Genomic DNA, 19,537 nt, shown 5'->3' with positions numbered 1-19,537 from the left:
GGGTCACTCCTCCAGGGTCCGCGGGCGGACGCCCCCGCCGGGCGCCCCACACGCCCAGCCTACCGACGCCGTCGCCCCTGCCCGCAGACGACGAGGCCCCGATCCGTGGGGATCGGGGCCTCGGGGGCTGGGGAGGGCGGGCGCCCCCGGGTCAGCGGCGGCGCAGGCGGCCGGCGAGCGCCACGAACGCGGCGGAGGAGGCGCCGAGCAGCGCGAGCGGCTGCCAGTTGTCCTTCACGTAGTCCTCGGCCTCGGCGGTCCGCTCCCCCGCGCGGGCGGCACCGGTGAACGGCGCGGTCTGCTCGGTGGCGTGCGTGGTCTCGGGGGTGACGCCGCGACCCTTGCGCTGGGCGGCGAAGGCCGCGAGCTGGCCCTTCACGTTGGTCTTCTCATCCAGGCCGGAGCGGATGTCGCCCAGGTGGCGGCGGCGCAGGTCGGCACGGCGACGGATCTCGGCCTCGGTGGCGTCGTCGCGGTCCGGGTGGGGAGCGGCCTCGCCGTTCTTGCGGGCCTTCTTGTTCTCCTCCTTCTCCACCTTCTTCCGCTCGGCCTCACGGGCGGCCTCGACACGCTTGGCCTCGGCGCGCTCCGCCTTGAGGCGGTCGTACTCGGCCGGGTCGAAGGCGTTGCCCTCCTTGAGGTAGCCGAGGTCGTACTCGAGGTTGCGCACGGTCTCCTGCGGCACGAGCGGCATGGCGCCCTTGACCATCACGAGGCCGACGCCGGCGAAGATCAGGCCGAGCACGAGGAACGCGAGCGCCACCATGAGCGCCGGGAACCAGAAGCTCGGGTCGGCGAAGGCGCCGATCAGCGTCACCACGAGGGCGACCACCATGAGCGCGAGGAAGAACAGGCCCACCACCGCGACGCCGGCGCCGATGCCGGCCTTCTTGCCCTTCGCGGCCACGTGTCCCTTGGCGAGCGCGAGCTCGTCCTTCATCTGCAGGGGCAACAGGCGCACGACGGCGCCGAGCAGGTCGGTGAGCGAGCTCGCGCGGGTCTGCGGGGTCACCGGGACGGCGGTCCGCAGCGCGCGGGCCTTCGACGCATCGGCGGGGGGAGCCTGGTGGGACATGGTGCATGCCTTCCGTGGAGTGCCTGGACAGATGCGCCCGGGCGGCGCCGCGGCCGCCGGGCATTCTCGAGCAAAACTATCACCGGCCCGCCCCCAGGGGGACGGGCCGGGTGCGCGCGGTGGCGGCTGGATCAGAAGTCGATGACCGCCGGGTCGGGGCCGAGGCGGCCGTCCTCGCGGTCCAGCGCGTCGATCCGGGCGACGTCGTCAGCGGTCAGCTCCACCCCCGCGGCCTCGAGGTTCGAGACGATGCGCTCGGGCGTCACGGACTTGGGGATGACCACGAAGCCGTGGGCGAGGTGCCACGCGATGACCACCTGGGCCGGCGTCGCGCCGCGGGCCTCGGCGATCTCGGTGACCACGGGGTCGGCGAGGAGGTCGCCGCCCTGACCGAGCGGGGACCAGGACTCGTGGACGATGCCGTGGCGGCCCTCGACCTCGCGCAGCTCGCGCTGCTGCCAGTACGGGTGGGTCTCGACCTGGTGGATCACGGGCACCACACCGGTGGCCTCGATGATCTCCTCGAGCTGGGCGGCCGGGAAGTTGGAGACGCCGATCGAGCGCACCTTGCCCTGCTTCTGCGCCTCGATCAGGGCCTTCCACGTCTCCAGGTACTTCCCCTGCGCCGGCTTGGCCCAGTGGATGAGATAGAGGTCCACGTAGTCGGTGCCGAGCTTGTCGAGCGAGACGTCGAGGGCGGCGAGCGCCTCCTCGTAGCCCTGGTCCGAGTTCCACACCTTGGTGGTGAGGAACAGCTCCTCGCGGGCGACGCCGGACGCGGCGATGCCGCGGCCCACGCCCTCCTCGTTCCCGTAGATCGCGGCGGTGTCGATGTGGCGGTAGCCGGCGCGGATCGCCTGCTCGACGACGTCGGCCGCGACGCCGTCCTCGACCTTCCACACGCCGAATCCGAGCTGCGGGATCTGCTGTCCGTCGTGGAAGGGGACGGTGGGCACGCTGGTCATGAAGGAGCTCCTGAAAGGTCGGGGTCGGGCGGATGCGTCGGGTGCAACCTCGCGCGGGCGGCCGGCATTCCCGACGGCGGTCACCGGGCCGGGGCGCCGCCGTCGGGCGTGCGCTCCCCCGCGACGACGGCGCCCACCGCGCGGGCGAAGGCCGCGAACACCTGAGCGGGGTCGTTGGCCGTGACGAGCCGGGCGTTGGGGCGCCTGCCCCAGATGTCCCGCGTGTCGTGGACGGTCGTGCCACGCAGCAGCTCCGAGTCCGCCTCGACGTCGACGACGGTGGCCCGCGTGGTGATGCGGGCCTGGCCCGCGGCCACCTGGGCGGCGAAGAGGTCGTGCAGGTGCGCGATGTAGCCCTGGTCGTAGTCGAGGTGGAACTCGAAGTAGAAGCGCAGCGCGTCGGCGAGCACGTCCAGGACGGGGCTGCCGGTCGCGGCGTCCGGCCCGGCGACCCGCGGTCGGTCCGCGGACCAGCCGACGGGACGGGCCCCGGCGTCGGCCAGGAGTCCGTCCAGCAGGGCCGGCGTGTACTCGATCCGCTCCGTGGTCTCGAGCGCGCAGACGATCGGCAGGCGGTCCTCGGGCAGTCCCTCGAAGGCCGCGAACACCTCCTTCGCGGCGTCCGGGTCCACCCAGGTGTTCCACTCGGCGGTGGGCGTGGTGTTGCCCGGATGATAGAAGGAGCCGCCCATGATCACGATGCCGCGGGCGAGGAACGGCAGGCGCGGCTCGGCGCGCAGCGCGAGGGCCAGGTTCGTCAGCGGCGCGGTGCAGAGGATCGTCGTCTCCCCGGGGTGGGCCCGCAGCTCGTCCAGCCACACGTCCACGGCGGGCCGGGGCGAGAGCCGCTCGGGGTGTCGAACGATCCGGGCATGGCCGAGACCGCCGTCGCCGTGGGTCTCCGGGGTGGTGACCGCGGGGCGGCGCAGCGGGGTCTCGGCACCGACGGCCACCTCGACGTCGGCCCGGCCGGCCAGGTCGAGCACCGCGGCCGTGTTGAGGGCGCAGTCCCGGGCGGTCGCGTTGCCGCCCGTGGTGGTGACGGCCGCGAGCTCGGGGCCGGCGCCGAGGCGGTGGGCGCCCACGAGGTGGAGCAGGGCGCAGGCGTCGTCGATGCCGGTGTCGACGTCGGCGAGGAGTCGGGCGGTCACGGCGGCCACTGTAGTGCCGTCGCGACCGCCCGACCGATCAGGCGTGGTCCTCCCTGGGTCCGTGGCCGTCGGGCGTCACGGGGTGGGCGTGCCGCCGTTGGCGTTCAGGGTCTCACCGTTGACGTAGCTGGACTCGCCCGAGGCCAGGAACACGTAGGCGGGTGCCATCTCCACGGGCTGGCCGGCGCGGCCGATGGGGGTGCTGTGGCCGAACTCGGGCAGCTTCTCCTCGGGCTCACCGTAGGACACGTGCTGCACCGTCCAGATCGGCCCGGGCGCCACCGCGTTGACACGGATGCCCTTCGGGCCGAGCTGCTCGGCCAGGCCCTTGGTGAAGTTGTTGATGGCGCCCTTGGTGGCGGCGTAGTCGAGGAGCCTCGGGTTGGGGTTGTAGGCCTGCACCGAGGTGGTGTTCACGATCGTGCTGCCCGGGCCCATGTGCTTCAGCGCGGCGCGGCTGAGCGTGAACATGGACATGATGTTGATCTGGAACGTCTCGTGGACCTGCTCGTCGGTGAGATCGGTCAGGTCATCGGAGATGAACTGCTTGCCCGCGTTGTTCACGAGGATGTCCAGGCCGCCGAGGCGCTGCGCCGCCTCGTCCACGAGGGCGGCACGGTAGTCCGCGTCCATCAGGTCGCCCGGCAACGCGACGGCGGTGCGCCCGGCGGCCTCGATCGCCGCCAGGACGCGGTCGGCGTCGGGCTGCTCCTGAGGCAGGTAGGCGATGGCGACGTCCGCGCCCTCACGGGCGTAGGCGATGGCGACCGCGGCACCGATGCCGGAGTCGCCGCCGGTGACCAGGGCCTTGCGGCCGGTCAGCCGGCCCGTCCCCCGGTACGAGTCCAGACCGATGTCCGGGACGGGATCCGTCTTCACGTCCAGGCCGGGCTCGGGCTGGCGCTGCTTGGTGATGTGGAGCTTCGGGTGGCGGGTGCGCGGGTCGTCGTGGGCCAGCTGGGAGTCCTGCACGGGGATCGCGGGGGCGTCGTCCTTCTTCTCTGGAGTGGTCATGGGCCCGATGCTACGCGGCGCGCGTCAGAGGGTGACAAGGGACGGGGCGCGGCGTCGTCGGCGTGGCCCTGGCGGCGGCGGCTAGGGCGTGTCTGAGAATAGATGCACGAGTCAGCTGAGACCCTGGGGACATGTCCCGGTTCCAGATGCTCTCCGACGCCCAATGGGAGTTGATCGCCCCGATGCTCCCGACCCGGACCGGCCGCGCCGGCAGGCCGTTCGCCGACGCCCGCACCATGGTGGAGGCGATCATCTACCGGTACCGGTGCGGAATCGCTTGGAGGGATCTGCCCGAGGTCTACGGGCCCTGGCAGACCGTGTGGACCTGGCATCGGCGCTTGGCTGAAGAGGGCACCTGGGACACGGTGCTGGCCACGCTGACCGCCGCCGCTGACGCCGAAGGCCTGATCGATTGGTCGGTCTCGGTGGACTCCACGATCGCCCGCGCCCACCAGCACGCGACGAACATCACCCGCCACACAGGGGGATGGATCGAACTACAAGAATCCGCGTGAGGAGCCGGCCGATCACGGCATCGGGCGCTCCCGTGGCGGGCTGAGCACGAAGATCCATCAGCTCGTCGATGGGACCGGGCTGCCGCTGGTCAGCCTGATCACCCCCGGCCAGGCAGGGGACTCCCCGATGCTGCTTCCTCTTCTGGAGCAGCTGCGCGTGACCCGGCCAGTAGGGCGGCCCCGGACCCGCCCCGAGGCCGTGCTGGGCGATAAGGCGTACTCCTCCCGGGCGATCCGCACCCACCTACGTGCCCGTGGGATCAAAGCGGTCATCCCCGAACCGGCCGACCAGCAGGGCCACCGCAGACGGCGCGGTGCCCGCGGCGGGCGCCCCGTCAGCCTCGACGCGGACGCCTACAAGGGCCGCAACGTCATCGAGCGTCAGTACGCTCACCTGAAGCAGTGGCGGGGTCTGGCGACCCGGTATGACAAGTACGCGATCATCTACAGGGCCGCTCTGGTCCTGAATGCTGTGCTCGCATGGTCAAAACGATTGTCAGACATGCCCTAGGCGTCAGCGGGGCCCGCTGAGGCCGCGCAGGGCGCCACGGTGCTGGAGCACGTGCAGGTCCCAGCGCGAGCTGAGCCCCTCGAACAACCCGATGCCACGCCGGGAGTTACCTTGCTCGTCCAGGCGCGGCGACCACGCGGCGAGGCCCAGGGCCCCGGGCACGGCACCGAGCAGCGCGCCCGAGACGCCGGACTTCGCGGGCACGCCGACCTCGGCCACCCACTGGCCGCTGGCGTCGTACATGCCGCAGGTGAGCATCACGGACATCGTCTGCTGCGCCACCCACTCGTCCAGCACCCGCTCCCCCGTCACGGGGTTCGTGCCGCCAGCGGCGAGGGTGGCGCCCATGACGGCCAGCTGGGGTGCGGTGACCAGGACCGAGCACTGCGCGAGGTACCCGGCCACGGCCTCGCGGGCCGAGATGGGCAGCCGGCCGGCGTCGGCGAGCAGGTGGGCCAGGCCCAGGTTGCGGTCGGCGCGGGTGCGTTCGGCGTCGAGGACGTCCTCGCAGACCTCCAGCTCGACGCCGGCCAGCGCGCTGTAGCGGCGCAGCAGCAGGGCCGTCCGCTCGTCCTCGTCCCCGGCGGGCAGGAGGGAGTGGACCAGGATGGCGCCGGCGTTGATCAGCGGGTTGCACGGCCGGCCGTCGTCGTGCAGGGACAGGTGGTTGAACGACTCACCGGAGGGCTCGACGCCCACGTCCTCCAGCACGTGGTCCAGGCCGATCTCCTGCAGCACGACCGCGTAGGTGAGGGCCTTGGAGACCGACTGCAGCGCGAAGGCGTGCTCGGTCTCCCCGGCGGCGGCCTGGTGGCCGTCCACCGTGCACACCGCCACGGCGAGGCCGTCCACATGCTGGCCGGCGACGTCCTCGAGGTAGTCGGAGGGCTCGCCGCGGCGGTCGGACTCCACCTCGCCGAGCATCGCGCGCAGGTCGTCGTCGAATCGCGTCGTGTCCATTCCTGTCACAGTAGTGGACGGGCGCCCGGGTCGCGGGCGGGCACCGGGCCGGTCACGGTGTGTACTGGACCGGGCGTTCGGGCCCAGCGGCAGGCCCAGCCACCTCCAGCCGATGACCATGCCGGTGCACGCGGGCAGGAAGGCGATCGAGGACGGGAGCATCGTGGCGATCAGGGAGCCGATGCCCATCTTCCGGTCGTACCTCTGAGCCACCGCGATGATCAGCGGGACGCTACGCCTGCCGCGGCGGGTCAAAGCAAGACCCGGTGACCCGGGCCGGGGCTATCGTCGGGGGATGGACGTGCGGATCGGGACCTCCGGCTGGACCTACAAGCACTGGCGCGGGACCTTCTACCCGCAGGGGCTGCGGATCGCCGATCAGCTCGACCACTACACGGAGCGCTTCCGGACGGTCGAGCTCAACGGCTCCCACTACCGCTGGCCGGCGGACAGCACCGTCGAGGCATGGCGCGAGCGCCTGCCCGCCGGCTTCGAGATGGCCGTCAAGGCCTCCCGTTACCTCACCCACTACCGCAAGCTCAACGAGCCGCAGGACTGGGTGGAGCGCATCGTGCACACCCTGGACCTGGTCGGCGACCACGCCGGGCCGCTGCTGCTGCAGCTGCCGGCCAACCTGCACCGCGACGACGACCGGCTCGCCGGGTTCCTCGGCCTGCTGCCCGAGCGGGTGCGCGTGGCGGTGGAGGTCCAGCACGAGTCCTGGCTGGACGAGGACGTGTTCGACCTCCTCGACCGGCACGGGGCGGGGTTCGTGGTCTCGGTGATCGCCGGGCGGGAGCCGGTGCTGCGCGCGACCGGGCGCCTCGCCTACGTGCGCTTCCACAACGCGGACCCGGACTGGCGCTACGGCGGCTCGTTCTCCGACGCCGAGCTCGCACCCTGGGTGGGGCGGCTGCGGGAGCTGACGGGCGCGGACGACGGCGGCCCGGCCGGGGACGCGGCGGGCGCGCGGCCCGCCTACGTCTACTTCAACAACGACAACCACGGCCACGCCGCGTTCAACGCGCTGACGCTGCGCAGGATGGCGGAGACCGAAGCCTGACACATGCCGAGCGCATGCCTAGCGTGAGGAGGAAGCGGCGGCCGAGCGCCGCCGTCGTCCCCCGAGAGCACAGGAAGGCAGACGCACATGACCCTCATGCAGATCCCCACGGACCACGGCACGGTCGGGCTGAACGTGGAGGAGGCCGGCCACGGGCGTCCCGTGGTCCTCATCCACGGCTGGCCGCTGACCCTCGACTCCTGGAAGGACCAGGTCGCCGCCCTGTCCCCGCACTACCGCGTGATCACCTATGACCGGCGGGGCTTCGGCGCCTCGGAGAAGCCCGCCGGCGGCTACGACTACGACACGATGACCGCCGACCTGCACGGTCTGCTCACCGAGCTCGACCTGCGTGACGTGACGCTCGTGGGCTTCTCGATGGGCGGTGGCGAGGTGGCGCGCTACATGTCCCGGTTCGGCGCGGACCGGATCCACTCGGTGGTGTTCGCCGGCGCGGTGCCCCCGTACCTGCTGAAGACCGACGACAACCCCGACGGCCCGCTGACCGAGAAGCAGGCCGCCGAGATGCGCGCGGGCCTCGAGAAGGACCGCGAGTCGTTCTTCGACGACTTCACGACGACGTTCTTCTCCACCCCCAAGCTGGCCGGCCTGACCAGCAGCCTCAAGGTCACCGAGGAGCAGCGCCAGGAGGCCATCCGGATGGCGCTGCAGTCCGACCAGACGGCTGCGCTGGCCTGCATGGACGCGTTCGGAGCCACCGACTTCCGCCGCGACCTGCCGGCGGTGACCGTGCCGACCCTGGTCCTGCACGGCGACGCCGACCAGATCGTGCCGTTCAAGGGCTCCGGCAAGCGGACGCACAAGGCGATCGACGGCAGCCGCGTCGAACTGGTCAACGATGCCCCGCACGGCTTCAGCATCAGCCACTCCGAGGAGTTCAACCGGATCCTGCTGGAGTTCCTGGCGGAGTGAGGGCGCGGGCGGGCGCATCCGAGTGCGGGACGCGACACGGCGCTCGCGGGGGTGGTGCATGCCGCCCACCGCGGCGCCGACGCTGACCTGTCAGGTTCGATCCGACGACGCCGTGACCACACGGAGGGTGGGATCAGGCTGCCCGGCCGGCAGAACCGCGCGTCAGGACGTCGAGTACGAAGCCGATGAGCGCGGCTGCCCCCAGATGGAGGCCTGCGGCCCGGAACGGGTCGATTCCAGACGGCAGGGTGGTGAGGAGGAACGCCAGAGCCAGCAGGAACCACAGCACCGCCGTGGAGCCGCCCTTGGACCCGCCCTCTCGCGCAGCCGCGTTCTGCAGGAGGCCGCGCACGGCCACCCCACTCACCAGGGTGAGCACACTGAGCCAGATGATCCCGATGACCGTCATCGACGAAGCTCCCTCCACAGCGAGGCGCACCTACCGAAGCCGAGCAGATCCCCGGCCGGCCCCGCAGCGAACGGCCACGCTACGGGAAGGCACGCCTTCTCCTGCGCCTCCGACGTCACCGACGGCGTCGTGTCCCGGTCCCGTCCGACGTCAGGCAGGCGGCCCGATCCAGCGGGCACCTGATCGCACACCAGTCCCGTCGTTGCACTGTGCAGGTGGTGTTTGCGTGTGGTCGAGAACGTGGCCGGGGTGGTGAGGGAGAAGTGATGAAGCGCCAGCGAACGGAATCCGACGAGGTGTCGGGTGGGGGCGGTGCCCCGGAAGTCATCTCGCTCCCCTGGGCGACAGTGGGTCACCTGAGCACGGGTCTTGCCCTCATGCCGGGGGTGTGGCTGCTGTGGTGGTTGCTCAGCCAGGCCCTCGCCACACCTCTCGGTGGATGGTTCTCGCTGGGGCTCGCTGTGACCGCTGTGGTGGTCAGCTCGATCTTGGTCGCCTGTGGTGAGCGGCCTTTTGTGGTCGCAGCGGCCCACCCTTCCCCGGGCGGCTGGGGCTATGCCGTGTGGAGCTTCGTGGTTCCCCCGATCGTGGGAGGAATCGTCGGCTGGTTTGTCTCTGCGGGGGTTGCCGTGTGCGGCGCTGTCGCGATGTTCCTCGTCTTCGCCGCTGAAGCAGTGTGGGTGAAGGTCTGGAAGCCGGGCATGAGTGCGGCTGAGGTTCAGGAGGCATGGGGGAAGACCACGCAGATGACTCGAGACATGACTGCAGAAGACCGCAGGGAGAAGGGCTGGGTGAATCCCCCGAGGAAGTGCGAGGACCGGGACTGATGCACGTGTAGGTGACAGTCGTCGTCACGCCGTGTGAGCGGGCGTGTGGTCCATGGCCAGCTCGTACTCGATGGGGGTCAGCCGGCTCAGACGGTCTTGCCGTCGGCGGCGGTGATAGGTCCTCTCGATCCAGGTGGTGAGCCCCGCCCGCAGCTCGTCCCGGGTGGCCCATTGACATCGGTCGAGCACGCTCTTCTGGAGGAGCGCGAAGAAGGACTCCATGGCCGCGTTGTCCCCGACTGGGCTGACCTGGCCCATCGTGCCGATCGGCCCATGACGGGTGCGCGCGTCCTGAAAAAGTCCAGATCGGAACTGCGAGCCCCGGTCCGAGTGCACCAGGCACCCGGCCACCACGGCTGCACCGCCGCCTGTCACGGGCCGTGGACGCTGAACGAGGCCCGTGTGGTCGAAGGTCGCACCTTGACGTCCTCCCGAGCATCCGCACGGACCTGGGTGACGCCGGTGCTGACGTCGTGGTGGACGGAACCTGATCGCCAGCTGCTCACCCGATGACCTGACTGTGATCTGCGCTACGATCGGGGCGTCATTTGCGAGCGATTCGACCCAGGAAGAGGTGATGGCATGAGCGTGACGAAGGGACTGCTTGTCAGGCTGGAGGCCCTGCCCGGCAAAGAAGACGAGGTCCAGGAATTCCTCGGCATCGGGCGAGGGCTCGTCGAGGAGGAGCCGGCCACCGTCGCGTGGTTCGCGATCCGTCTCGGCCCGTCCTCCTTCGGGATCTTCGACGTGTTCCCCGACGACGCCGGCCGCGACGCGCACCTGTCCGGCGCAGTTGCGACCGCTCTCGGCGAGCAGACCGGCAAACTGTTCAGCGAGCCGACGATCGAGAAGTTGGACGTCCTGGCCTCCAAGCTCCCCGCCTGAGACCACGACCCCGTCGAGCGTGCCGCTGTGCGATTCTCATATCGCACAGCGGCACGCTCGTCACGTTGGGGTCACGTTGGTGGCTGCCTGCAGTGCGGCGGCGAGGTAGCCCGAGGAAGCACCGACGCCCTGATCCGCGACGTGGGCGGGCGTACCAGCTGCAACCACGGTCCCGCCGGCGTCGCCCGCGCCGGGTCCAAGATCGATCACGTGATCGGCCACCGCGACAACGCGCATGTCCAGCTCCGCCGCGACGACCGTGTTGCCCGCATCGACCAGCGTCTGCAGGTGCGCGACGAGACGATCCGTGTCGGCGCAGTGGAGCCCGGACGTCGGCTCGTCCAAGACGTACAGCGTGTCTCCGCGCTGCGCGCGCTGCAACTCGGTTGCGAGCTTGACACGCTGCGCCTCACCCCCGGAAAGCTCGGTTGCCGGTTGACCCAGCCGGAGGTAGTCGAGTCCGACGTCCGACAAAGCTGCCAGCGATCGAGTGATCTTCTCATCGCCCACGAAGAACAGGTTCGCCTCCTCGACGCTCATCGACAACACGTCAGCGATCGTGCGCCCGCGCCACGCGATCTCGAGCGTTGATGCCTTGTATCGGGTGCCGTGGCAGTCGGGGCATTCGGTGTACACGGACGGCAGGAAGAGGAGCTCGACCATCACCGATCCCTCGCCCTCGCAGGTCGGGCAGCGCCCGCCGGCGACATTGAAGGAGAAGTGGCCAGGCTTGTACCCGCGGGAACGAGCTTCCGGGGTGTCTGCGAATCGACGACGCACGTGATCGAACAGCCCGGTATAGGTGGCGACGTTCGACCGCGGGGTCCGGCCGATGGGCCGCTGGTCGATGACGACCAGCCGCTGCACACCGGTGACGGGCCCGGCGACGCGCCCTTCGAGATGTTCCGGCGCATCCGCGAGCAGTGACTCGTCGCTGACCGGCTCGTCATCGCCCCGGACAGCCTGGCCAAGGCGATCGCCAAGCAGCGACGGAAGGGCCTGGCTGACCAGACTCGACTTGCCGGACCCGGACACGCCCGTCACCGCGGTGAAGACACCCAGAGGGATATCGACGGTGAGGTCATGCAGGTTGTTCCGCGTCACGTTCTCCAGGCGCAGCCAACTGCGTGCCTCACGGGGTGTGCGAAGAGGGAGACCTCGGCCGCCGAAGAGGTATCCACGTGTCACGGACTCCGTCACACCGGCGAGACCGTCGGGCGGGCCGCTGTAGAGCACGCGGCCGCCGTGTTCACCGGCACCGGGGCCGATGTCGACCAGCCAGTCCGCGTGCCGCATCACAGCCACGGAGTGTTCGACGATGAACAGGCTGTTCCCTCGCCCCTTGAGTCCATCCAAAATCTGGAGGAGCGCCGCCACGTCCTGCGGATGCAGCCCCGCCGATGGCTCGTCGAGGACGTAGACGACCCCGAAGAGATCAGAGCTGAGTTGCGTCGCGAGCCGGAGTCGCTGCAGCTCGCCGCCTGACAGCGTTGGCGTCGTCCGACTCAATGACAAGTAGCCCAGTCCCAGATCGACCAGTGGACGAAGCCGCTGCAGTACCCCTGAAGCGAGCTGGACCGCAGCAGCATGCTTCTCTGGTGCTCGGCTTGGGGTGGGTCGCACATCGGAAGAGGTGGCCTCGTGGTCCTCCACGCGTGCGACGACTCCCGAGAGGATCGTGGCAAGTTCCCGGAGCGGCAGTTGGGAGAATTCGGCGACGTCGAATCCTTCGAACGTGACAGACAGCGCCTCGGGCTTCAGCAGCTTGCCATCGCAGACCGGGCAGATCGCAGCGGTGAGGAACTGCGCGACGCGCCGTTTCATCGAGGCGCTCTTCGTGTTCGCGAACGTGTCCAGAATGTACCGGCGAGCCCCGACGAATGTGCCCGAGTAGCTCGGCTCCACGCCTGCGTCGATCGCAGCTTTGGACTCGGAGAGCGTGAGCCGGGAGTGGACCGGGACGGAGGGGGTCTCATCGGTGTACAGGATCCAGTCCCGGTCCTTCTTCGAAAGATCCCGCCACGGCACATCGACGTCGTACCCGAGGGCGACCAGCACATCGCGCAGCTGATGGCCGTGCCACGCAGTCGGCCAGGAAGCGATGGCGCGTTCGCGGATGGTGAGCGATGGGTCCGGGACCATCTGCTGCTCGTTCACCGCGTACACGCGGCCGATGCCGTGGCATTCCGAGCAGGCCCCTTGGACCGTGTTCGCGGAGAAGTCCTCCGCATACAACATCGGCTGTCCCTCCGGGTAGTCCCCGGCCCTGGAGTACAGCATCCGCACCAAGCTCGACAATGTGGTGATGCTGCCCACGGTCGATCGGGCGTTCCCGGAACCCCGCTGCTGCTGCAGGGCGACCGCCGGCGGCATCCCCGTGATCGAGTCGACATCGGGCACTCCCGCCTGATCGATCAGGCGGCGGGCGTACGGTGCGACCGACTCCAGATAGCGTCGCTGAGACTCGGCGTACAGCGTCCCGAACGCCAGCGAGGACTTTCCCGAGCCGGACACACCGGTGAAGACGACCGTTGCATCGCGCGGCACCGTGAGGTCGACATCCTGCAGATTGTGTTCGCGGGCGCCACGAACGCGAACGTCGGGCTGCACGGAGAGCTTCGACGGCACGAACGAAGAGGATTCAACCATGGTCGAATGCTAGCCACGCACGGAATGGTCGGACGATCTGCATCCGGAGGAGAGGGCTGCTGCACCGACGAGGGCCGACGCACCACTTCCCGTCTCCGGCAGGCGCGCGGCGTCGTCGTCGGCGGCGTGGACATCTCCGGCGCCGAGTTCCGCGCGCAGGCGGGCGACGACGCCGTGGCCCGGGTGGCCGGCGTCCTCACCGAGGCGTTACTCACCGACCCGTACACGGTGTTCTTCCTGCCCCGCAGTCGCCGGCGGGAGCGGCTCGCGGACATGTTCGACCGCATCATCCGGGGCACCCTGCGGCCCGATCCGGCCCGTGGCAGCCGGGCCCTCGTGGAGCGTCGCCAGCGCGACGCACGGCGGGCCGGCGTCGGCGTCTACCTCGAGTCCTCCACGCGCGCCAACGTGCCCCTGGACGTGCGGCTCGAGTTCCGCGAGACCGGGCCCGTCACCGCCTACGGCACCGAAGACCTCACCGGCATGTGGTGGGTGGCCTGACCACGCCCACCCGGCGCGTGGCCGCCGCGCCTGCATACCCGCGGCCCGGGAGTGACATCATGGACCTCGGCTCGTGCTGATACCGGATCTCGTGATGTGACACCGGGTATCGTGAGCCACGCCACTACACTGTGTCTCCACCGATAAAGGAGCAACCCCTCCATGCCGACCTTGCGAACCGTCCCCCTCTCCGCCGCCACGCGGGAGGACCACCTCGCCCGCCTCCGGGCCACCAGCCCGGAGGCCCCCCTCGACATCCTGATCGTGGGCGGCGGCTCCACCGGCGTGGGCGCCGCGTTCGACGCGGCCACGCGCGGCCTCGACGTGGGCATCGTCGAGGCCCGCGACTGGGCCTCCGGGACCTCGTCCCGCTCCTCCCGCCTCATGCACGGTGGCCTGCGCTACCTCGAAATGCTGGACGTCAAGCTGGTGTACGAGGCGCTGCGGGAGCGCGACCTGCTGCTCACCCAGACCGCGCCCCACCTGGTGCGCCCCCTGCGCTTCGTCTTCCCGTTCTTCCACAAGGTGATCGACCGCGGCTTCATCGGCGCCGGCGTCACCATGTACGACGCCATGCAGTCGCTCGGCCGCCGCCGCGCGATGGGCGCGCACCGCCATCTCAGCCGCCGCTCCATGGCCGCGACCTTCCCCTCCCTCGACGACGAGAAGATCGTCGGCGCGGTGGAGTACGCCGACGCCCAGTTCGACGACGCCCGCCTGGCCATGATGCTCGTGCGCTCCGCCGTGGACCACGGCGCCGTGGCCGCCAACTACACCGCCGTCACCGGCTACCTGCGCGGCGACGACGGCCGTGTGCAGGGCGTGCGTGTCCGCGAGGAGACCTCCGGCGAGGAGTTCGACGTGCACGCGCGCGCCGTCATCCTGGCCGGGGGCGTGTGGACCCAGGAGCAGCAGGAGCTGGCCGAGGCCGACGGCGGCCTGGAAGTGCTCGCCTCCAAGGGCGCCCACATCACCGTGCCGCGCGACCGCATCCGCGCCGACGCCGCCACCGGCGTGATCACCAAGACGGAGAAGTCCGTGCTGTTCCTCATCCCGTGGGACGAGTACTGGGTGATCGGCACCACGGACACCCCGTGGGCGGAGGACGTGGCCCATCCGGCCGCCACCGCGGACGACATCGACTACATCCTCGAGCACGCCAATGCGGTGCTGAAGGAGGACCTCACGCGTGACGACGTGGTCGCCACGTACGCCGGCCTGCGGCCGCTGCTGCAGCCGGTCGCCGGCTCCGACGGCGCCTCCACCAAGATCTCCCGTGAGCACACCGTCACCGAGGTGGCCCCCGGCCTCACCGCCGTGGCCGGCGGCAAGTGGACCACGTACCGGGCCATGGCCGAGGACGTCGTGGACTTCGTGGTGCGCGAGACCCACCCGACCCGTCCCAGCCTCACCGAGCACATCCCCGTGCTCGGCGGCCTCGGCTACTCGGAGATCGAGGCGGAGGCGGACCGCATCGCCGCCGACTACAGCCTGGACGAGGCCCGCGTGGACCGGCTCCTGTTCCGCTACGGCACCGTGCTGCGCCACGTGCTCGACCTGATCGACGCCGACCCGTCCCTGAGCGTCCCTCTCGCCGAGGCGCCGCGCTACCTGCGCGCGGAGATCGTCCACGCCGCCCGGGCCGAGGGCGTCGTCCACCTGGACGACGTCATCGAGCGCCGCACGCGCCTGTCCACCGAGGTCCGCGACCGCGGCGTCGCGGCGGCCGAGGAGATCGCGTCCCTCGTGGCCCCCGAGCTGGGCTGGGATGAAGCGCGCATCGCCGGTGAGATCCGCGCGTACAAGGACCTCGTCGCCGCCCGCCTCCGCGGCGAGACCGCCCACGACGACGTCACCGCCGCCGCCGCGCTCGCAGCCGCCGACGCCGCCCCCACCCACTGAAAGGAGCCCGTCCATGGGCACGATCTTCCTGCATGAGATCGCCGGCACGGCGGTCCTCCTCCTGCTCGGCGTCGGCGTCGTCGCCAACGTCGTCCTGACGAAGACCAAGGGCAACGGCGGAGGCTGGCTGCTCATCAACTTCGGCTGGGGGCTGGCCGTCTTCGCGGGCGTCTACGTCGCTTCCGCGACCGGCGCGCACCTGAACCCCGCCGTGACCGTCGGCCTGCTCGTCAGCGGCGCCGAGGAGTACGCCCCCGGCATCGCCGTGACCCTCGGCACCACGATCGCATACTTCGCGGCACAGCTGATCGGTGCCTTCCTCGGCGCGGCCCTGGCCTGGCTGGCCTACCGCGACCACTACCAGGCGGAGACCGACCAGGGGGCGATCCTGGGCACCTTCGCCACAGGCCCCGAGATTCGCAACCCGCTGTGGAACATGGTCACCGAGGTGATCGCCACGTTCGTCCTGGTGTTCGTGATCCTGCGCTTCGGCTCCACCCCCTCCGGACTCGGCCCGCTCGCGGTGGCCCTGCTCGTCGTCGCGATCGGCGCGAGCCTGGGCGGCCCCACGGGGTACGCCATCAACCCGGTGCGCGACCTGGGCCCCCGCCTGTTCCACGCCGTCGCGCCGATCCGGCACAAGGGCAGCTCGGACTGGGGCTACGCCTGGGTGCCGATCGTCGGCCCGCTCGTCGGCGCCGTCCTGGCCGGCCTCGCCGCGCCGCTGTTCGTCTGAGCAGCCCGTCCCTCTCAAGCAGTCCGCCCGTCCGTCCCGGGCGGACACGTTCCCCTACGGGAACGTGCCCGCCACCCCCCTTACCCCCCTTTCGAAGGAGTAGGACATGACCACCCCCCGCTACGTGATGGCCATCGACCAGGGCACCACGTCCACGCGCGCGATCCTCTTCGACCACAGTGGGGCCATCGTGTCCACCGGTCAGCGCGAGCACGAGCAGATCTTCCCGCGCGCCGGCTGGGTGGAGCACGACCCGGTGGAGATCTGGACGAACACCCGCGAGGTCATCGGCGAGGCCCTGGCCCGCGCCGAGGTGACCCGGCACGACGTCGCCGCCGTGGGCATCACAAACCAGCGTGAGACCACCGTGGTGTGGGACCGCAACACCGGCAGGCCGGTGTACAACGCCATCGTGTGGCAGGACACCCGCACCGACCGCCTCTGCGAGCGCCTGGCCGGCGACGCCGGCGCGGACCGCTACAAGGAGCGCGTCGGGCTGCCGCTGGCCACGTACTTCTCCGGCCCCAAGGTGGCCTGGATCCTGGAGAACGTGGACGGGGCCCGGGAGGCCGCCGAGAACGGCGACCTCATCTTCGGCACCACGGACTCGTGGCTCGTGTGGAATCTCACCGGCGGCGGCGCGGGCGGCCGGCACGTCACCGACGTCACCAACGCCTCCCGCACCATGCTGATGAACTTGGACACCCTCGACTGGAACGAGGAGATCTGCGCAGACATGGGCATCCCGATGTCCATGCTCCCGGAGATCGTCAGCTCCTCCGCCGAGGTGGGCACCGTGTCCGGCCAGCAGCTGCTGCGCGAGACGCCGATCACCGGCATCCTGGGCGACCAGCACGCGGCGACCTTCGGCCAGGCGTGCTTCGAGGTCGGCCAGGCCAAGAACACGTACGGCACCGGCAACTTCATGCTGATCAACACCGGCGAGGAGCCGGTGCACTCGGACAACGGCCTGCTCACCACGGTGGCGTACCGCATTGGCGACCAGAAGCCGGTGTACGCGCTGGAGGGCTCGATCGCCGTCACCGGCTCGCTGATCCAGTGGCTGCGGGACAACCTCGGCATGATCGGCAGCGCCCCGGAGGTCGAGACCCTGGCCGCCGGTGTGGGGGACAACGGCGGCGTGTACTTCGTCCCCGCGTTCTCCGGCCTCTTCGCCCCGCACTGGGACGCCGCGGCCCGCGGCGCCATGGTGGGCATGACCCGCTACGTCAACAAGGGGCACATCGCCCGCGCGGCGCTCGAGGCCACCGCCTTCCAGAGCCGCGAGGTCCTGGACGCCATGAACGCGGACTCCGGCGTGGACCTCACCGAACTGAAGGTCGACGGCGGCATGGTCGCCAACGAGCTGCTCATGCAGTTCCAGGCGGACCTGCTGCGCGTGCCCGTCGTGCGCCCCAAGGTCATCGAGACCACCGCCCTCGGCGCCGCCTACGCCGCAGGCCTGGCGGTGGGGTTCTGGGCGTCCCAGGACGAGCTCGTGGCCAACTGGGAGGAGGACAAGCGCTGGGAGCCCACCATGGACGAGGAGGAGGCTGAGCGCGCCTTGCGGCTGTGGAAGAAGGCCGTGGAACGCTCCCGCGACTGGGTCGACGAGGACGTCGTGGCGGCCCAGGGCTGAGCCGTCCGGCCCGTAGGCTTGTCTGGCCGGCCCCGTGCGCCCCGTGCGCTCCGGGCCGGTCCGGGCCGCCTCGGCCCCTCCGGAAGGACCCCGTACAGGACTGCCTCGCCTCCCTCGTCGACGGACGCCCACCGTGCGGTCTCTGATCGGCACGGCAGCCATGGCCGTGATCGGCTTCGTCCTCCGCCCCATCAGCTCGCTCCTGGCGATGGCTAGATTCGTGGCCTTCGCCGTGTGGCGCCCGTAGCAGGCTTCGCCTGGTACATGGGTGGCCCCGCAGACATGTACGCCGCGCCGGCCATCCTTGGGACCCTGTCCTGGGTTGGGATCATGTTTGTCCGAGTCCGACACGCCTGATCTACGGCACCGCGACACATGGCCGTGGCGGCGACGGGTGAGGACCCAGGCCACGTTCATGCTGCAGCAAGCGGCTCCTGCCGAAGTCAATCCGTGCGGATGATGCACCAGCACTCGCTGAACCGTCGCGCACGCAGATCATCTCGCCGCATCCAGATTTCGAGACTGGAAGCGTCACCGAACCAGCCATTCAAGGTGGTCCACGATTCAATCTCGGCGAGGAGGACGTAATCGTTGCCCTCGGCAGCCAGCGGCAACGCGGCGGGCAAGATCTCCTCTCGTGGCCCCAAGTCCCCGGTGGAGCTATGACCCAGCAAGCGCGTGGAAGGAATGGGGTGCGGCTCCTGCTGGGCAGGGTGGCGCTGCGCCACCCATGCAGAGTCCAGCTCATCGATGGCCGCGTCAGCCGCTGTGAACGTCCCGTCCGTCAGCCCGTCGAAATCCAGAGGCGAGGGGATCGTCCAGCCTGGATAGAACAGTCCGAGCTGAGCCGTTGAACCAGGTGCATTGGAGTCGTCATCGCATTCGACGAGAGGTGGACGGGCCTGACTGGGGTCGTCCGCGTGCCATGTGACCAGCCAGCCTCGCGCTTCAACGTCGTCCGGTTCATACCCACAGGTCTCCAGATCATGGAAGACCTGGATGTACCCGTCCTCCGGCAGCAATTCCGCGGCTTCGTCAGGCCAGCCGCGCTCCTTCGGATCCCCGAGCGCAGCGTGGGCATCGCCCAGGTGGAAGGTCGCGACGTGGGCCATTGCTGAGCCTGCGGCGGTCCGAGGCCACCCCCCGAGTGAGACGGCCGGCCCGCCCAACCAGCTGATCCGTGCGCCCGTACGCCAAAGATCATCCACGTCGTCGCGGCCCGCGGAGAAGGAATTCTCGCTGAACACTGGACTCTGTCGCGGATGGAAGACCGCCGGGTCCACCCCTGCCTCAACCAACCAAGCCACAGCTGCGCTGCGCATTCCGTGAATCGGTACCGACCCCGCCATGAAGAACTCCGTTCAGACAGCTGCCTGCCCTCGCCGGTGCGCGAGGGCAGGCGGGCAATGAAAATCAGGCAATCAGATGGTCACACCACAGTGGCGAAGAAGTGCAACCCCGATCTGGTGCTGCTTTGTGTAGCCCTGCCTGTGAACCCAAGTACGCATTGTCTCGTGCGACCCTGCGCCAGCGCCCAAGCGCATCACCCCGAGTCGACGTCGATCGCGGCGTGGCTCGACATCACCCTGGCTGAGCTGCTCGGCCCGGTCGTCCTCCAGGCACGAAGAAGCCCCCACACCGACATGGTCGGTGCAGGGGCCTCTGCTCGGCTCCCCCGGTTGGATTCGAACCAACAACCCTTCGGTTACTTGTCCCCCAAGCTCATTAACGACACAGTGAAGTGGACCATCGCCCTCACGCTCGTCTTAACGCGTCCGCGCCGGCGCACAGTCTGAACGGAC

Annotated in this window: 17 protein-coding genes and 2 pseudogenes; 9 read left to right on the top strand and 10 right to left on the bottom strand. The window is 70.1% G+C overall.

Going from position 1 to position 19,537, the window contains the following annotated elements; translation table 11 throughout:
• Positions 1–151: 151 nt before the first annotated feature.
• From AC3RKA_RS03120 to AC3RKA_RS03105, 4 genes are all read right to left on the bottom strand, one after another.
• Complete coding sequence (locus tag AC3RKA_RS03120; RefSeq protein ID WP_489727484.1) at positions 152–1,075, bottom strand: phage holin family protein; 924 nt, start codon at positions 1,073–1,075, stop codon at positions 152–154.
• Between the two features lie 131 nt (positions 1,076–1,206).
• Positions 1,207–2,040 (bottom strand): aldo/keto reductase, encoded by an 834-nt coding sequence (locus tag AC3RKA_RS03115; protein ID WP_144824186.1) that lies wholly within the window; start codon positions 2,038–2,040, stop codon positions 1,207–1,209.
• Between the two features lie 80 nt (positions 2,041–2,120).
• On the bottom strand, positions 2,121–3,191 hold the full coding sequence (locus AC3RKA_RS03110; RefSeq protein ID WP_489727483.1) for a nucleoside hydrolase: 1,071 nt from the start codon (positions 3,189–3,191) through the stop codon (positions 2,121–2,123).
• 75 nt (positions 3,192–3,266) lie between these two features.
• Positions 3,267–4,205 carry an SDR family oxidoreductase gene (locus tag AC3RKA_RS03105; RefSeq protein ID WP_049159430.1) on the bottom strand — a complete coding sequence of 313 codons (939 nt, stop codon included), beginning with the start codon at positions 4,203–4,205 and terminating at the stop codon, positions 3,267–3,269.
• A 131-nt stretch (positions 4,206–4,336) separates the two neighbouring features.
• Here AC3RKA_RS03105 and AC3RKA_RS03100 point away from each other — a divergent pair.
• A protein-coding gene (locus tag AC3RKA_RS03100) for an IS5 family transposase (RefSeq protein ID WP_489727095.1) occupies positions 4,337–5,231 on the top strand; the annotation gives its coding sequence in 2 pieces (ribosomal slippage) (positions 4,337–4,693 and positions 4,695–5,231; 894 coding nt in all).
• A 3-nt stretch (positions 5,232–5,234) separates the two neighbouring features.
• On the opposite strand, the gene glsA is transcribed toward AC3RKA_RS03100, so the two are convergent.
• Both glsA and AC3RKA_RS03090 read right to left on the bottom strand, forming a co-directional pair.
• A complete protein-coding gene (gene glsA / locus AC3RKA_RS03095) occupies positions 5,235–6,191 on the bottom strand; it encodes a glutaminase A (RefSeq protein WP_053088839.1) in 957 nt (318 codons plus the stop codon).
• Positions 6,192–6,272: 81 nt separating this feature from the next.
• A pseudogene (locus AC3RKA_RS03090) lies at positions 6,273–6,446 on the bottom strand (AbgT family transporter); the annotation flags it as partial.
• Between the two features lie 46 nt (positions 6,447–6,492).
• Between AC3RKA_RS03090 and AC3RKA_RS03085 the strand changes: the two are divergent.
• Both AC3RKA_RS03085 and AC3RKA_RS03080 read left to right on the top strand, forming a co-directional pair.
• A complete protein-coding gene (locus tag AC3RKA_RS03085; RefSeq protein WP_081091253.1) occupies positions 6,493–7,254 on the top strand; it encodes a DUF72 domain-containing protein in 762 nt (253 codons plus the stop codon).
• An 87-nt stretch (positions 7,255–7,341) separates the two neighbouring features.
• On the top strand, positions 7,342–8,187 hold the full coding sequence (locus tag AC3RKA_RS03080) for an alpha/beta fold hydrolase (RefSeq protein WP_489727482.1): 846 nt from the start codon (positions 7,342–7,344) through the stop codon (positions 8,185–8,187).
• Between the two features lie 133 nt (positions 8,188–8,320).
• On the opposite strand, the gene AC3RKA_RS03075 is transcribed toward AC3RKA_RS03080, so the two are convergent.
• A complete protein-coding gene (locus AC3RKA_RS03075) occupies positions 8,321–8,596 on the bottom strand; it encodes a hypothetical protein (RefSeq protein WP_144824183.1) in 276 nt (91 codons plus the stop codon).
• A 266-nt stretch (positions 8,597–8,862) separates the two neighbouring features.
• On the opposite strand from AC3RKA_RS03075, the gene AC3RKA_RS03070 reads away from it, so the two are divergent.
• Positions 8,863–9,423: a hypothetical protein gene (locus AC3RKA_RS03070; protein ID WP_098471389.1), complete on the top strand. Its 561-nt coding sequence runs from the start codon at positions 8,863–8,865 to the stop codon at positions 9,421–9,423.
• Between the two features lie 24 nt (positions 9,424–9,447).
• Here AC3RKA_RS03070 and AC3RKA_RS03065 read toward each other — a convergent pair.
• A pseudogene (locus AC3RKA_RS03065) lies at positions 9,448–9,762 on the bottom strand (IS3 family transposase); the annotation flags it as partial.
• A 243-nt stretch (positions 9,763–10,005) separates the two neighbouring features.
• Here AC3RKA_RS03065 and AC3RKA_RS03060 point away from each other — a divergent pair.
• Positions 10,006–10,308, top strand: a complete 303-nt coding sequence (locus tag AC3RKA_RS03060) for a putative quinol monooxygenase (protein WP_076697299.1) — start codon at positions 10,006–10,008, stop codon at positions 10,306–10,308.
• A gap of 60 nt (positions 10,309–10,368) precedes the next feature.
• On the opposite strand, the gene AC3RKA_RS03055 is transcribed toward AC3RKA_RS03060, so the two are convergent.
• Complete coding sequence (locus tag AC3RKA_RS03055; protein ID WP_489727481.1) at positions 10,369–12,957, bottom strand: excinuclease ABC subunit UvrA; 2,589 nt, start codon at positions 12,955–12,957, stop codon at positions 10,369–10,371.
• Between the two features lie 24 nt (positions 12,958–12,981).
• On the opposite strand from AC3RKA_RS03055, the gene AC3RKA_RS03050 reads away from it, so the two are divergent.
• The 4 genes from AC3RKA_RS03050 to glpK all read left to right on the top strand — a co-directional run bounded on the left by AC3RKA_RS03050 (position 12,982) and on the right by glpK (position 17,735).
• Positions 12,982–13,458 (top strand): hypothetical protein, encoded by a 477-nt coding sequence (locus AC3RKA_RS03050; RefSeq protein WP_216879980.1) that lies wholly within the window; start codon positions 12,982–12,984, stop codon positions 13,456–13,458.
• A gap of 162 nt (positions 13,459–13,620) precedes the next feature.
• Positions 13,621–15,360: a glycerol-3-phosphate dehydrogenase/oxidase gene (locus AC3RKA_RS03045; protein WP_489727480.1), complete on the top strand. Its 1,740-nt coding sequence runs from the start codon at positions 13,621–13,623 to the stop codon at positions 15,358–15,360.
• 13 nt (positions 15,361–15,373) lie between these two features.
• A complete protein-coding gene (locus tag AC3RKA_RS03040; RefSeq protein ID WP_269600173.1) occupies positions 15,374–16,096 on the top strand; it encodes an MIP/aquaporin family protein in 723 nt (240 codons plus the stop codon).
• A 106-nt stretch (positions 16,097–16,202) separates the two neighbouring features.
• Complete coding sequence (gene glpK, locus AC3RKA_RS03035) at positions 16,203–17,735, top strand: glycerol kinase GlpK (protein WP_269600172.1); 1,533 nt, start codon at positions 16,203–16,205, stop codon at positions 17,733–17,735.
• A 443-nt stretch (positions 17,736–18,178) separates the two neighbouring features.
• Here glpK and AC3RKA_RS03030 read toward each other — a convergent pair whose 3' ends face one another.
• Positions 18,179–19,057: a DUF1963 domain-containing protein gene (locus AC3RKA_RS03030; RefSeq protein ID WP_489727479.1), complete on the bottom strand. Its 879-nt coding sequence runs from the start codon at positions 19,055–19,057 to the stop codon at positions 18,179–18,181.
• Positions 19,058–19,537: the final 480 nt, after the last annotated feature.

This window comes from Micrococcus sp. iso_229, from assembly GCF_058072725.1.
This window is presented reverse-complemented; position numbering and strand designations above follow the sequence as displayed.

Excerpts from the sequence above, each read along its gene's own strand:
- AC3RKA_RS03120 (WP_489727484.1), bottom strand. The coding sequence starts at position 1,075 with ATGTCCCACCAGGCTCCCCCCGCCGATGCGTCGAAGGCCCGCGCGCTG.
- AC3RKA_RS03115 (WP_144824186.1), bottom strand. The coding sequence starts at position 2,040 with ATGACCAGCGTGCCCACCGTCCCCTTCCACGACGGACAGCAGATCCCG.
- AC3RKA_RS03105 (WP_049159430.1), bottom strand. The coding sequence starts at position 4,205 with ATGACCACTCCAGAGAAGAAGGACGACGCCCCCGCGATCCCCGTGCAG.
- glsA (WP_053088839.1), bottom strand. The coding sequence starts at position 6,191 with ATGGACACGACGCGATTCGACGACGACCTGCGCGCGATGCTCGGCGAG.
- AC3RKA_RS03080 (WP_489727482.1), top strand. The coding sequence starts at position 7,342 with ATGACCCTCATGCAGATCCCCACGGACCACGGCACGGTCGGGCTGAAC.
- AC3RKA_RS03075 (WP_144824183.1), bottom strand. The coding sequence starts at position 8,596 with ATGACGGTCATCGGGATCATCTGGCTCAGTGTGCTCACCCTGGTGAGT.
- AC3RKA_RS03070 (WP_098471389.1), top strand. The coding sequence starts at position 8,863 with ATGAAGCGCCAGCGAACGGAATCCGACGAGGTGTCGGGTGGGGGCGGT.
- AC3RKA_RS03060 (WP_076697299.1), top strand. The coding sequence starts at position 10,006 with ATGAGCGTGACGAAGGGACTGCTTGTCAGGCTGGAGGCCCTGCCCGGC.
- AC3RKA_RS03055 (WP_489727481.1), bottom strand. The coding sequence starts at position 12,957 with ATGGTTGAATCCTCTTCGTTCGTGCCGTCGAAGCTCTCCGTGCAGCCC.
- AC3RKA_RS03050 (WP_216879980.1), top strand. The coding sequence starts at position 12,982 with ATGGTCGGACGATCTGCATCCGGAGGAGAGGGCTGCTGCACCGACGAG.
- AC3RKA_RS03045 (WP_489727480.1), top strand. The coding sequence starts at position 13,621 with ATGCCGACCTTGCGAACCGTCCCCCTCTCCGCCGCCACGCGGGAGGAC.
- AC3RKA_RS03040 (WP_269600173.1), top strand. The coding sequence starts at position 15,374 with ATGGGCACGATCTTCCTGCATGAGATCGCCGGCACGGCGGTCCTCCTC.
- glpK (WP_269600172.1), top strand. The coding sequence starts at position 16,203 with ATGACCACCCCCCGCTACGTGATGGCCATCGACCAGGGCACCACGTCC.
- AC3RKA_RS03030 (WP_489727479.1), bottom strand. The coding sequence starts at position 19,057 with ATGCGCAGCGCAGCTGTGGCTTGGTTGGTTGAGGCAGGGGTGGACCCG.